This is a genomic window from Croceitalea sp. W27 (assembly GCF_055693185.1).
Genome location: NZ_CM146327.1, coordinates 684,682 through 696,739, shown reverse-complemented (window position 1 = coordinate 696,739; position 12,058 = coordinate 684,682). Strand labels below are relative to the sequence as shown.

The 12,058-nt window shown below is 38.6% G+C and carries 11 protein-coding genes; 2 read left to right on the top strand and 9 right to left on the bottom strand.

Going from position 1 to position 12,058, the window contains the following annotated elements; translation table 11 throughout:
• Nucleotides 1-4 precede the first annotated feature (4 nt).
• The 4 genes from ACZ1GR_RS03240 to ACZ1GR_RS03225 all read right to left on the bottom strand — a co-directional run bounded on the left by ACZ1GR_RS03240 (nt 5) and on the right by ACZ1GR_RS03225 (nt 5,665).
• On the bottom strand, nt 5-1,420 hold the full coding sequence (locus ACZ1GR_RS03240; protein ID WP_472610809.1) for an amidohydrolase family protein: 1,416 nt from the start codon (nt 1,418-1,420) through the stop codon (nt 5-7).
• A gap of 36 nt (nt 1,421-1,456) precedes the next feature.
• Nucleotides 1,457-2,224: a CDP-alcohol phosphatidyltransferase family protein gene (locus ACZ1GR_RS03235; protein ID WP_472610808.1), complete on the bottom strand. Its 768-nt coding sequence runs from the start codon at nt 2,222-2,224 to the stop codon at nt 1,457-1,459.
• Between the two features lie 151 nt (nt 2,225-2,375).
• A complete protein-coding gene (locus ACZ1GR_RS03230; protein WP_472610807.1) occupies nt 2,376-3,950 on the bottom strand; it encodes an amidohydrolase family protein in 1,575 nt (524 codons plus the stop codon).
• Between the two features lie 2 nt (nt 3,951-3,952).
• Nucleotides 3,953-5,665: a hypothetical protein gene (locus ACZ1GR_RS03225; protein WP_472610806.1), complete on the bottom strand. Its 1,713-nt coding sequence runs from the start codon at nt 5,663-5,665 to the stop codon at nt 3,953-3,955.
• A gap of 95 nt (nt 5,666-5,760) precedes the next feature.
• Here ACZ1GR_RS03225 and ACZ1GR_RS03220 point away from each other — a divergent pair, with 95 nt between their 5' ends.
• Both ACZ1GR_RS03220 and ACZ1GR_RS03215 read left to right on the top strand, forming a co-directional pair.
• Entirely contained in the window at nt 5,761-6,051 is a 291-nt protein-coding gene (locus ACZ1GR_RS03220; RefSeq protein WP_472610805.1) for a DUF1272 domain-containing protein, read from the top strand.
• A 7-nt stretch (nt 6,052-6,058) separates the two neighbouring features.
• A complete protein-coding gene (locus ACZ1GR_RS03215) occupies nt 6,059-7,303 on the top strand; it encodes an MFS transporter (RefSeq protein ID WP_472610804.1) in 1,245 nt (414 codons plus the stop codon).
• Here the strand turns inward: ACZ1GR_RS03215 and ACZ1GR_RS03210 are convergent, their stop codons facing one another.
• The 5 genes from ACZ1GR_RS03210 to ACZ1GR_RS03190 are packed head-to-tail and all read right to left on the bottom strand — an operon-like array spanning nt 7,304 to nt 12,056.
• Nucleotides 7,304-7,876, bottom strand: a complete 573-nt coding sequence (locus tag ACZ1GR_RS03210; RefSeq protein WP_472610803.1) for a YdeI/OmpD-associated family protein — start codon at nt 7,874-7,876, stop codon at nt 7,304-7,306.
• A gap of 11 nt (nt 7,877-7,887) precedes the next feature.
• Complete coding sequence (locus tag ACZ1GR_RS03205; protein WP_472610802.1) at nt 7,888-8,682, bottom strand: ABC transporter substrate-binding protein; 795 nt, start codon at nt 8,680-8,682, stop codon at nt 7,888-7,890.
• 22 nt (nt 8,683-8,704) lie between these two features.
• A complete protein-coding gene (locus tag ACZ1GR_RS03200) occupies nt 8,705-9,634 on the bottom strand; it encodes a carbon-nitrogen hydrolase family protein (protein WP_472610801.1) in 930 nt (309 codons plus the stop codon).
• A gap of 2 nt (nt 9,635-9,636) precedes the next feature.
• On the bottom strand, nt 9,637-10,443 hold the full coding sequence (locus ACZ1GR_RS03195; protein ID WP_472610800.1) for an arginase family protein: 807 nt from the start codon (nt 10,441-10,443) through the stop codon (nt 9,637-9,639).
• Nucleotides 10,443-12,056 (bottom strand): M1 family metallopeptidase, encoded by a 1,614-nt coding sequence (locus ACZ1GR_RS03190; protein WP_472610799.1) that lies wholly within the window; start codon nt 12,054-12,056, stop codon nt 10,443-10,445. The genes ACZ1GR_RS03195 and ACZ1GR_RS03190 overlap by 1 nt, the downstream gene beginning before the upstream one ends.
• Between the last annotated feature and the right edge of the window lie 2 nt (nt 12,057-12,058).

Here is a 12,058-nt window from a genome sequence, read left to right as displayed (position 1 = left end):
AATATTAGTTGTTATGTATCGCAGAAGCTAAAAGTGCGGCTAAATCTTTTTTGTTCAAAACCTGATTGCCTTTTATAACAAAGGCAAGGTTTCGGGTTTGGGTAATGTTCTCTAAAGGGTTGGCATTAAGTATGATAATATCAGCAATATTACCCTCTAACAAACGACCATAATCTGTGTCTTTTTGTAAAAACTGGGATCCTTTGTAGGCCGAATTCTGTATGGCTTGCAAGGGAGAAATGCCCACAGCGACCATTGCTTCCAATTCTTGATGTAAAGAAATTCCGGGGTAGGTGTACGAGTTAAAAGCGCCACTATCTGAACCTGCTAAAAGTGATACACCAGCATCGGACATGGTTTTTGCTAGTTTTCCAAAAAAAGCATCCAATTCTTTTCGGTTTTGAATGGTTTCTGGACTCGAATTTTTAACACGGTTTATTCTACCTTCATAGGTTTTAATGATACCACCGCCCATATACTTTAGATAATCATCTTGTGAGTGGTCAACTTCATCTAAATAACTCAATACTTTGCCAATATGAAGGGTAGGAATGGAGTATACTTGCTTTTCTTTCATTTTACTAAAAGTAGTTGCAGCTACTGCCTCGGAATAGGAAGCTTGCAAAGCTGGCATGGCCTCCCAAAAACCTATTTCCTTTTTACGTAGTTTTTCGGTAATCTGCGCTTCTTCTCTTGAACAGCCTTTCATGATATAATAAAGGTGCTCGATACCATCGATGCCAGCATCAATGGCATCATTTAATTCAACAGTAAAGGGCATATGACCCGAAGTAATAATTCCCCGTTTTTCGGCCTCAATAATTGTTTTTAAATAGGCGCTCTCACTGATGCGGCTATCATAGAGTTTTACATAATCTGTTGGTATGTTTTGTAAGGAGTCCAGTGCTTTCTTAATGTCATTATCATTTTCTACCACCAAAGAACCTGCCCAGGTAGCATTGGAGCCATCTAGTTTAGGACCTGAAGTAAAAATCGTTGGACCCAAGAGCTCCTCTTTTTCAATCGCTGCTTTCCATTCCATTACCGATGGGGTTAAATCGCCACCTGCATCACGAACCGTGGTAATTCCGTTTGCAATAAAAAGCTTTAATAAGTTTTTATTGGCATCGATTAAAGAATCACCACCTCGAAAATGCACATGATTGTCCCAAAAGCCGGGCAAGGCATATTTTCCTTTCGCGTTAATAATCTTAGTAGTTGTCTTGTAATAAGCTGGTTCTTCGCCTTTTGTAATGATTTGCGTAATGCGGCCATCGGTAATAAAAATATCTTTCTTTTCAATAGTGCCTGTTACAATATCGATAAGGTTTACGTTTTTAATGATGATATCAGACTTATCTGGCAACGGAGGGCAACCCCATAAAAGTAGACACCCCAAAAAGAGAAAAACGGTACGCATAAGATTTGCAAAAAAGAGTTGATTACAAGATAATGACTATCGGTTAATATAGCGACGAAGCCCAATAAAAACTAGAATAAATATGGAATACCCAATAAAAAAAGGTATGATGTATTGTTTAAACCCTAAGACCAACATGAGGCCTATCAATAACAATTGAAAACCAAGACCAAAAGTAGAAACAGCGGTCATTAGCCAATTGGGCAATTTTTTGCTCTCTGAAGCCTTTTTATCGAGGGTATAAATAATCTTATCAAAAGCACCGTAAAAAAAAGTGTAAAGCCCAAAAAGGATATCCACGTTTATTTGCTTTTCACCTTCCATAGCTATAGGTGGGTTATTTTCAAAAACCCTACTTGTAGTATCGCCATCGTGTTTGTTTCTGAGAATAACGTAATAATAATTATATAAGGTACCTTGTAATTGAATACCAACAAAAGCTAAGAGTGTGTAGAGTAATGAACTATCGGTAACGTACCAAATCGTTATTAAAAGGAGCAAGTTTAAGATGATGTCAGAAACAGAATCGAGATATCTGCCTGTGTATGACGGGGTTTTTTTGACGCGTGCCAATTCTCCGTCAGCCGCATCTAGAATGGATTTTAAAACCAAAAAGAACGCCGTTGCCCAATAATGCTGGTTTAAAATGCAGTAAATGGCAAGCAGACCACAAATAACGAAACCAATAGTAACATGAATAGGGGTAAAAGCAGTATTTTTTAGCGATTTTGCGATGATTACGGCTATTGGCCTGCCATAATCCGATAGGTCTAAAAACTGGTTTTCTTTGGGTAATTTTGACATTTGAGGCGCCTTAACAACCCTACAATAACGGAAACACGCTAGCTTGCACTTTTGCTACGACAAGTGCGAAAGTACTATTAAATCCAACAATTTTATGCAGCGTGTTGCGGGTTTTATAGTAATTTATTTAAGCCCGTTTTGTTTGAATCGTTTATTGATGCCCTAACTCACAACCACAACCTGGCACAGTAAAACTCTTTGAAGCTTCGTGCCATGGAAAGGCTTGGTTGTACTTGTTGTTTTCCCACCAAAATTGGCCTCGGTTTTCTTCTTTATTTCCGATTTCATTCATGGTGTCCGTATCAAACAAACGGCCATTCACCATAGTGTACCTTACAGTTTCGGTATTCTTAATATCTTCTAACGGATTTTTATCCAAAACAATTAAATCGGCAAGTTTGCCAACTTTTAAAGACCCAATTTCACCACCTGCGCCTATGTATTCAGCGCCATTTAGTGTTGCAGCCCTTAAAGCCTGCATATTGGTCATGCCACCTTGATGTAATAACCAGAGCTCCCAATGTGCGCCAAGCCCCTGTAACTGACCGTGAGCCCCTAAATTTACTTTAACCCCATTATTGGTCAATGCGGTCGCATCTTTAGAGACTAGAATATGTCCGTTTTCATATTCTTCATCGGGCACCATGGTCCGATGTCTAGAACGCGCATCTACCAACCCTCTAGGGGTATATTTTAGTAGTTTCTCGTTCTCCCAAACATTATCCTTTTGGTAGAACCAGTATTCTCCATTGAGTCCGCCGTAGTTGACAATAAGCGTTGGGGTATAGCCTGATGTACTGTTTTTCCATAGTTCGATAACGTCTTTGTATACAGGAGCAACAGGAATATTATGTTCCACTCCGGTGTGACCGTCCATAAGCATACTCATATTATGGTAAAAAGTAGAACCACCTTCAGGTACCACATTAATGCCCAATTCTCGGGCAGCTTGCATTACTTGTTGGCGTTGTTCACGCCTTGGTTGGTTATAACTCTTGACGGATTTGGCCCCATAGGCCTTTGTTCTACGGATGGAGGAACGTGCATCATCGAGGTTGTTAATAACGGCTTTAAAATCACCATCTGCCCCATACAATATGATACCGGTGGAGTAGAGACGTGGGCCTATCATTTCTCCAGTTTTAATCAATTCAGACATTGTAAAAATAGACTCTGAATTGGCCGAGGGGTCATGTGAAGTGGTAACCCCAAAAGCAAGATTGGCATAGAGTTGCCAGTGTTTTTGCGTGGTTAGTCCATATCTAAATCCGCCAACATGTGCATGCGCATCAACAATGCCCGGCATTATTGTTTTACCTGAAACATCAAATACTTTAGCATTATTCGGCACTGAAATATCAGAAGATGCTCCCAGTTGTTCAATTCGGTTTTCATTAATGATGATAGTTCCATTTTCAATAACCACATCACCTTCCATAGTAATGATTCGGGCATTGGTAAAAGCTATCTTTCCAGAAGGTTTATGATGTTTTAATTGAAGTCCAACTTTGATTCCTGTAGAATCGGGCTTTGCTACCTTTTCCGGAGAGCCTGGTAAAAAGGTATACCTGTCTTTCATGTTGTTTGAGAAATATTCGTCTCCCAAGGTCCACATAATTTTTTGACTGTCTTTCGACCAATGTAGATTGATGCCGGCATCTTTTGATAGCTGGGAAACAGGAACAAATTTTGAGTTGTTATCCAAATCAATGGTCTTGCCGGTCATTACTAGCGGTGCGATATATAGGCTTTATGTAAGTTGGTAAAGGCAATCCATTTGTTATCAGGACTCGGAACCAATCTGTTTGCATATTTAGATTTAACGTGGTTACGCGCTTCTTTACCGTTAAGGTCTACCGATTTTAAACTTTTGGTCAAATTACCAAAATAGGTGCCGCCAGTTTGATAAAAAATCCGCTTTCCATCTTTGGTAAACGTAGGGTACTCTCCTTCTTTTGAAACCCATTTCTGATTGCTTCCATCGCTGTTGATGGTATAAATGCCTGTTTTTTTGGTAAAGGTTCTTCCCTGATCGTTATTTCCGCCTTCTTTTCTGTAGGTGATTAGGTTTCCGGATGGGCTAAAACTAGGTGTTCTGTAAATACCCTTTTCTGTGGTCAATTTTGTTGAAGCTCCTCCAGTTACGGGCATCTTGTGGATGGCGCCCAGGTTTTCATCGTTCCAAGTAACAAAGACCAATTCTTTTCCATTAGGCGAAAAGGCAGGCTCGGCTTCAAAATCTGTATTACTGGTCAAACGTTTTGGTTTGCCATTAGGCAGTTTCTTGCTCCACAAATGCCCAACTGCTGTAAACACCAAAGTTTTTCCGTCAGGGGAAGTAACTGCATGGCGAATCACTTTGGCCTCAAAATTATCAGGCGCCACCGGGGAATTGAAATGAACGCGCTCTGCAATTTTGATGTTGTTTGCTACCTGAAACGGAATATTTGTGACTTCTAGAGAATTCACATCTATCTTATGTATTTTTCCACCACTCCAAAACACAATCGCTTTATCATCTGGTGTCCAGTTAAAATTTGGGTAAACGCCAAAAATTGCCCATGCCTCTTGTTGGTCTTTGCTTAAACCGTCAAAAAGTGGCCATTCTTCACCAGTTTCCAAATCATGTAAAAAGAGTACGGATTTGGTACGTACACGCTTTACAAAAGCAAGTTTTGAGCCATCTCTAGAAAGCTGAGGCCTAACTGCACCACCGGGACCGCCGGTTATGGTTATTGTTTTTCCTGTTTCAAAATCATAGCGCTTAATAACGTAGATTTGACTATTAGGATCCATATTGTATTGAAAATAGCCACCTGGGTATACATCTTCGCTATAATAGACATACTTGCCATCAGGTGAAACACAGGGCTCACCCAGATTTTGCTGATCGTTCTTTCGTTTGGTGATTTGAAGCCCAGAGCCTCCGGTGATATGATATTGCCAAAGTTCTCCTGCACCAAGAGAGCGCTGCGAAGTAAAGTGTTTGCGACCTATTAAATAATTACCATCTGGGGTCCAATACGCATTATTTAGCAAACGAAAACTTTCTTTGGTCACTTGTTTTGCATCTGAACCATCGCTTTTCATCACCCAAAGGTTATCACCGCCACCCGCATCTGAGGTAAAAGCAATATGTTTTCCGTCAGGGCTAAATCGTGGTTGTACCTCAAAAGGAATTCCGCTACGTAGTGCCGTTGCTTTTCCACCTGTTATGGGCATTTTATAGATATCGCCCAAAAGATCAAAGACGATTGTTTTTCCATCGGGACTAACGTCCAGATTCATCCACGTACCTTCATCTGTTGCAACTGGATAGTCTTTAAAATTAAAGGATTCCCCTGGGTTGGTAACATCCCATTTTTTATCTTTTTTCTTTTCTTCTTGTGCAAAAAGGCTTATCGATGTTAGTAACACCAAAAGGATACATATTCTTTTCATTATGGAAGTTAATTAGTCGACTAAAGATAGGGAAAAGGAGTCTTTAATTTTAAGTGCATTTCTTTATCCTTAACTTTAGGGAACAAATCAATTTTATGCTTGAATTACGACCAACCTGTGAAAATTGTGATAGCCCCTTACCACCCCATAGTGAGGATGCCATGATTTGTACTTATGAATGTACATTTTGTATGAATTGCGTGAATGGAATTTTAGAAAATGTCTGCCCCAATTGTGGCGGAGGTTTTGAAAAAAGACCGATAAGACCAAAAGAAGGATTGCTGAAGCACCCTTCTAAAGGAAACCGCGTATATAAGCCCGTTAATCTTAAAACATTTAAAGATTTAAAAGAAACGAATAAAAATATTCATCCAAAAGATAGGTAGGCCCACTATGAAAAAACCAAGTTGGATTTACCTCTTATTGTTGATTTTAGCGGGTGAAGCGGTATTTATTTTGCCTTTTGTACTCCCGAGGATATTTAGACCTACGGTTTTAGAAGTTTTTGAGTTGGGTAATGTAGAGCTTGGGCTTTGTTTTTCTATTTATGGCTTAGTTGCTGTTCCCTCATACCTTCTTGGTGGTCCTTTAGCGGATAAATTCCCTCCCCGAAAATTGATTGCTATCGCATTGTGGATGACCGCTTTAGGGGGAGTTTTATTTGCTACCTACCCATCTTTTGGAACATTACAATTACTCTACGGATACTGGGGCTTCACTACTATTTTTTTGTTTTGGGCGCCAATGATAAAGGCCACAAGAGTTTGGGGCGGCGATACTTCGCAAGGTAAAGCATTTGGGCTATTGGATGGGGGTAGGGGACTTACCGGATTTTTATTCGGGCTGCTTGGGGTGTTTATTTTCTCTCTTTTCTTGAAGAATGATGTGAGCGAATCATCTTTGGTCGAAAGACAGGAAGCATTTACTTATGTTTTATATACATCTGCTATCATAATAACGCTAATAGGCATATTGGTTTGGGTGTTTATGAAATCAGGCATTGATGAAAGAAAAATTTTATTGGAGCGTATAACCTTTGTGCAGATTAAAGAAGTATTAAGATTACCCTCGGTATGGTTGTTAATGGTAATTATTCTCTGTGCTTATGTTGGTTATAAAATTACCGATGTGGTCTCACAATTTGCAAATGAAGTTATGCTTTATAATCAGGTCGAATCAGCTCAAGTAGGTACTTTTCTTCAATTTTTAAGACCCACAACAGGCATTTTGGTCGGGCTTATCGTAGATCGATTTAAAATTACGTTTTGGTTGTTCTTAAGTTTGGTGCTTTGTATAGTGGCAGGTGTACTTTATACTTCCGGTAGTATTGCGCCTTCAACAACGATTTTATTTTTTATGGCAGTGGTTATTATCGCTATGGGCGTATATGCGGCACGGGCCTTGTACTTTGGTGTTATGAAAGAAGGTAGAATTCCACTTGTTCTTACCGGTACGGCAGTTGGTTTAATTTCTTTGGTAGGCTACACCCCTGATATTTTTGCAGGCCCTGCATACGGTTACTTTCTTGATACTTATCCTGGTGAACAAGGGCATCGATATGTATTTTGGATGCTTACCGGCTTTTCTTCAATAGGTGCTATAGCGGCATTTACCTATTATCGCTTGTATCAAAAATAATTATCGGGTATTTCTCGATTTCACCCCCTTCTCACATAGTGAAATTATCTCTGTAATTCGTTTTTGCCTCGTTTCTTCTCTTTTAGCTTGGTTTAACCAATACAGATAGCTCTTACGCTGTCCTTGTGTATAGTTCTCATAGTTTTCTAGAGCTTTTCGGTTTTGCTCAAATGCTTGTTGTAAATCACTTGGTATTACTCCATTCTCCACATCATCTAAAGCTTCCCACGAGCCGTTATCTTTTGCAATTTTAATAGCATTATATCCACTTTCATGAATAAGGCCTGCCTTCTCCAGTTCTCTTAAATGATTTTTATTCACTTTGCTCCAAACACTTTTTGGTTTTCTTGGGCAAAAATATTGTTTGCGTTTACCGTTGCCTAAACTCTTTACAGTGCTGTCTATCCAGCCATAGCAAAGCGCCACTCGCACGGCTTCTTCCCAGCGCATACTTGGCATTTCATGGGAGATTTTATAGAATATTAGATAAATACCCTCAGACAAGCTATAATTTTTTTGTAACCACTGCCTGAACTCTTTATCATTTTTGAAATAGAGTTCTTGCTTTTCCATTGACTAATCTTTTAAAGTTCTTTTTGTAGCTCATTAAAATAATGAAAAGCTTTAAGTAATCGGGAACCGTACCAAGAGAAGTATTCACCATCAACTAATTTAATGGTCACTTCAGGAAATTTTTTCTCTAATTCTTCTTTATGTATCGTTTTAAACGGAAAAGGTTCAGACGATAGTAGTATATAATCAAGGTTTAGTTTTGCCAAGTTTTCAAGTGTTATTTCAGGATACCTTTCTTTTTCGTGATAGACATTTTTTAGCCTGTTAAGAGTCAGCATCTCATTGATAAACGTACTGCTGCCAACAGCCATGTATGGGTCTCTCCAAATAAGATAGGCCGTTCTTTTGTAATGAAGACCTTTTATATTCAGGTTGAACTTTTGTAGTTGTTCATTTATTTGAGCACAAATTTCTTGAGCATTAGTTTCTTTATTGAAGAGTGTGCCGTATTGTACAATCATCTCCAGTGCATGTGAAATAGTCTCAACATTGGTAACATGGACGGGGAACTCTTTTTCTAAAGTGGAAACGATTTCTTGTGTGTTCTCCTCTTTATTACACAGAATGACATCTGGTTTTAGTTCTCGAATCGTATCGAAATTAACTTTTTTAGTGCCGCCAACTACTACTTTGTTCTTTCTTAGATGTTTAGGATGTACACAAAATTTTGTGACTCCGACCAATTGTTCTTCTAAGCCCAAGCGGACAATAGTTTTGGTTTGAGAAGGATTTAATGAAACGATACGACTTGGATATTTTTTAAAGCTGAGTGTTCTTTCAAGTTGGTCTTTAACTCTTAACGGCATAGTTGAATTTCAGATTGATATGCTAGAGGTTTTTTTCTTTTTGTATTTCGGGCTGATTATTTACCTTAAAATCAAAAATATCTTTTCTGCTATAGTGTCCGTTTACATCAAAATCCATTTTGCTATTTATAATCTCGTCTAAGTCCAACTCGGCCATCAGCAAATCGGCTTTCCCAAAAAGCGGACCAGCTAAAACTTTACCAAATGGCGATACTATAATACTGCCCCCGGGGCACATATCTTCCGGTTCACCTTGTGCTAAAGCCTGATATTCTTCGGGGTACATTGATTTTGTAAAATATTGATTGCACCCTAACACAAAACATCTTCCTTCAAGAGCAATATGTTTCATAGTGGCAGTCCATTCTTCTCTAGAATCAGCGGTGGGTGCGATATAAATTTCAACTCCTTTTTTAAACATAGACATTCGGGCAAGGGGCATATAGTTTTCCCAACAGATAAGCCCTCCTAGCTTTCCAATTTTTGTGTCAAAGCTGACCAGAGATTCACCTGCTGCTTCGGCCCAGATAACCCGTTCTGTTCCTGTGGGTTTTATTTTTCTGTGCACACCTAGCAAACCATCTGTAGGAGAAATATAGACCATACTGCAATACAGACTATTGTGCTTTTCCTGTTTTTCTGTAATACCTACAACCAAATATAAATTGTGCTCTTTTGCCAATGATAGCAATTTCGTCATCTCCTTACCATCAAGCGACATGCTGTTTTTGTAGTATTTGGCATATAATGCTTTGCCTTCGGCGGTTCTGCTGCCTACTCTGGCGCCAAACAAAAAGCCCCTGGGATACCCTGGAACAAATGACTCTGGAAATACAAGCAGATTACAACCCTTTGCAGCACCGTTTTTTATTAGTGCTTCCATTTTGTCCAACGTTCTTTCTTTATCAAAGAAAACAGGACTGTCTTGAACCAAGCCTACTTTTACCTTCATTTTTAGTGCATTAAAAGCTTAATAATCTTGCTTATTGGGGCTAATTCTTCCGTTTTTGTTGTTATAGATTCTAAAACACTACTTCCGACAATTTCAAATTGTTCTTGTAGCCTTACAATACATTCTTCGGCGTCTTTGATTTTTAGACCATTTGGAACCTGATAATAGGTTTTATTATAGTCGTTTGGTTCTAAGCAATCAAAATCGAAATGCAGGTATAAATGTTTAATTTCTTTATCCTTGAGGGTTTGAATTAATTCAGGAATGTTCAGCGTTTTTGGAGCATAAATATTTCCTTCATTAATTCTTAATTGCTCTGGTTCATCAATATCACGCAAGCCAACATAATGGATCTGTGATGCTAAAATTGTAGATGATAAGAGCGAATTCATATATGGTTCACCTTCACCTAATAAAGTTCGTAAAGGCATCCCATGAAAGTTACAGCTAGCAGAGTCACAAGGTTTATTGATGTCTGCATGGGCATCGAACCAAATGACCCCCAAGTTTGGATACTTTTTGTTGAGATAAGAGACAGGCACTATCTCTAAACCACAATCACCGCCTATGGTTTTTAAGGTATTTGGCTGCTCAGTTTTTAAAATTTCTTTGAAACGTGTTAGTTGTTCAACAATCGCCTCATAGTTATTGATGGCATAAAGCTGTTTTCCTTGAGGCCCTGCTTCAATTTTAGATAATGGTATCTCTAAAAAGTCATCATCGTTTAAAAAATTCAATACCGCTTTGGCTCCTGGTTCGATGTTCGTTCCAATTCCAGAACCTTGCCATTGCGGAAAATAAACCTTCATTAGAGTGCTTCGCTATCAATGTAAAAATTACGGTCTACGATGAGTTCTTTACCGCTAAATTCTTCCGTTTTCCAGTCAGCAGTCGGAAATAACCATTTTTCTTTTTTGTCAATCGCAACGCGAACGGGCATATCAAAACCTTTGATGATATCGGTATAGCGATATTTTAAATTTTTACCGTCGATTTTATACTCCAACTTCGGAATCATGGTTGTTCTTAAATATTGTTCAAAAAACTCGGTTAAATCTATCCCCGTTTCTTTTGATATATAAGACTCGATTTGTTCTGTGGTAACCGTTTGGTGATAAAACTCTTTATTTAGTCCCCTAAGAATTTGGCGCCACTTTTCATCATCCTCAATGAGCTGTCTTATGGTATGAAGAATATTCGCCCCTTTGTAATACATGTCGCCAGAACCCCGTTTGTTCAGGTTATAACGCCCAATAATAGGTTTGTCATTTCTTATATTGGCTCTGGTGCCAATAACATAATCTGCAGCAGCTTCTTTGCCAAAATGATAGTCTAAATATAGATTTTCAGAATAGGCCGTAAAACCTTCGTGCACCCACATATCAGCGATATCCTTATAGGTAATATTATTGGCAAACCATTCATGACCCGCTTCGTGTATGATTATAAAATCAAATTTCAGCCCCCATCCGGTACCAGAAAGGTCATTGCCTAAATATCCGTTCATGTACTGATTACCATAGGTTACGGAACTTTGGTGCTCCATACCTAAATATGGTACTTCAACCAATTTAAAACCGTCTTCATAAAAAGGGTAGGGGCCGAACCAGTGCTCAAAGGCCTCCATCATTTTTGAAGTTTGTGTAAACTGTTTTTTTGCCTTTTTTAGATTATCTCTAAGTACATAATAATCTAAATCCAGTTCCCCTTTTTCACCTTGATATTTTTCATCAAAATGGACATAATCTGCCAGATTAACGTTTACACCATAGTTATTTATAGGATTATTTACGAACCAATGATAAGTTTTGGTGTCACCGTTATCCTTTACCGAACGCAACCTTCCATTAGAGACATCCATTAGATTTTTAGGTGCAGTTACACTAATGGCCATACTATCAACTTCATCGTACATATGGTCTTTGTTTGGCCACCAAACGCTTGCGCCTAAACCTTGACATGAAGTAGCTATAAAATCATTGCCATTACCATCTTTTTTCCATGAGAATCCACCATCCCAAGGCGCGCGAACCGCTTCTTTTGGATACCCGGAATAGTATACTTCGATTTCGTTAAAATCACCTACTTCTTGTTTTTCATCTAGTAATACCAAATGTACATTGCCACTACTTTTAAAGGCCACTTCTTTTCCTTCACTGAGAATTTTTTCAATTTTCATAGGTGGCTGCAAGTCAATTTGCATCACTTGTTCCGATTTTAGCACTTTGTAGCGAATGGTATTTTTTCCTGAAATATATTTTTTATCAGGCTCTACTTCGATGTCTAAATGATAGTAATTCAAATCCCACCATTCACGTTCTGGGGTAATGCTACCTCTTAAATAATCTGCTTTGGTAAAACTTTTATCCTCTTGGGCAAGAAGGTTTCCAACGATTAAAAATGCAACTACTATTTTCTTCATTC

Coding starts and splice junctions, on each gene's coding strand:
- ACZ1GR_RS03230 (WP_472610807.1), bottom strand. CDS start 3,950: ATGACCGGCAAGACCATTGATTTGGATAACAACTCAAAATTTGTTCCT.
- ACZ1GR_RS03210 (WP_472610803.1), bottom strand. CDS start 7,876: ATGGAAAAGCAAGAACTCTATTTCAAAAATGATAAAGAGTTCAGGCAG.
- ACZ1GR_RS03190 (WP_472610799.1), bottom strand. CDS start 12,056: ATGAAGAAAATAGTAGTTGCATTTTTAATCGTTGGAAACCTTCTTGCC.
- ACZ1GR_RS03235 (WP_472610808.1), bottom strand. CDS start 2,224: ATGTCAAAATTACCCAAAGAAAACCAGTTTTTAGACCTATCGGATTAT.
- ACZ1GR_RS03195 (WP_472610800.1), bottom strand. CDS start 10,443: ATGAAGGTTTATTTTCCGCAATGGCAAGGTTCTGGAATTGGAACGAAC.
- ACZ1GR_RS03240 (WP_472610809.1), bottom strand. CDS start 1,420: ATGCGTACCGTTTTTCTCTTTTTGGGGTGTCTACTTTTATGGGGTTGC.
- ACZ1GR_RS03200 (WP_472610801.1), bottom strand. CDS start 9,634: ATGAAGGTAAAAGTAGGCTTGGTTCAAGACAGTCCTGTTTTCTTTGAT.
- ACZ1GR_RS03215 (WP_472610804.1), top strand. CDS start 6,059: ATGAAAAAACCAAGTTGGATTTACCTCTTATTGTTGATTTTAGCGGGT.
- ACZ1GR_RS03225 (WP_472610806.1), bottom strand. CDS start 5,665: ATGAAAAGAATATGTATCCTTTTGGTGTTACTAACATCGATAAGCCTT.
- ACZ1GR_RS03220 (WP_472610805.1), top strand. CDS start 5,761: ATGCTTGAATTACGACCAACCTGTGAAAATTGTGATAGCCCCTTACCA.
- ACZ1GR_RS03205 (WP_472610802.1), bottom strand. CDS start 8,682: ATGCCGTTAAGAGTTAAAGACCAACTTGAAAGAACACTCAGCTTTAAA.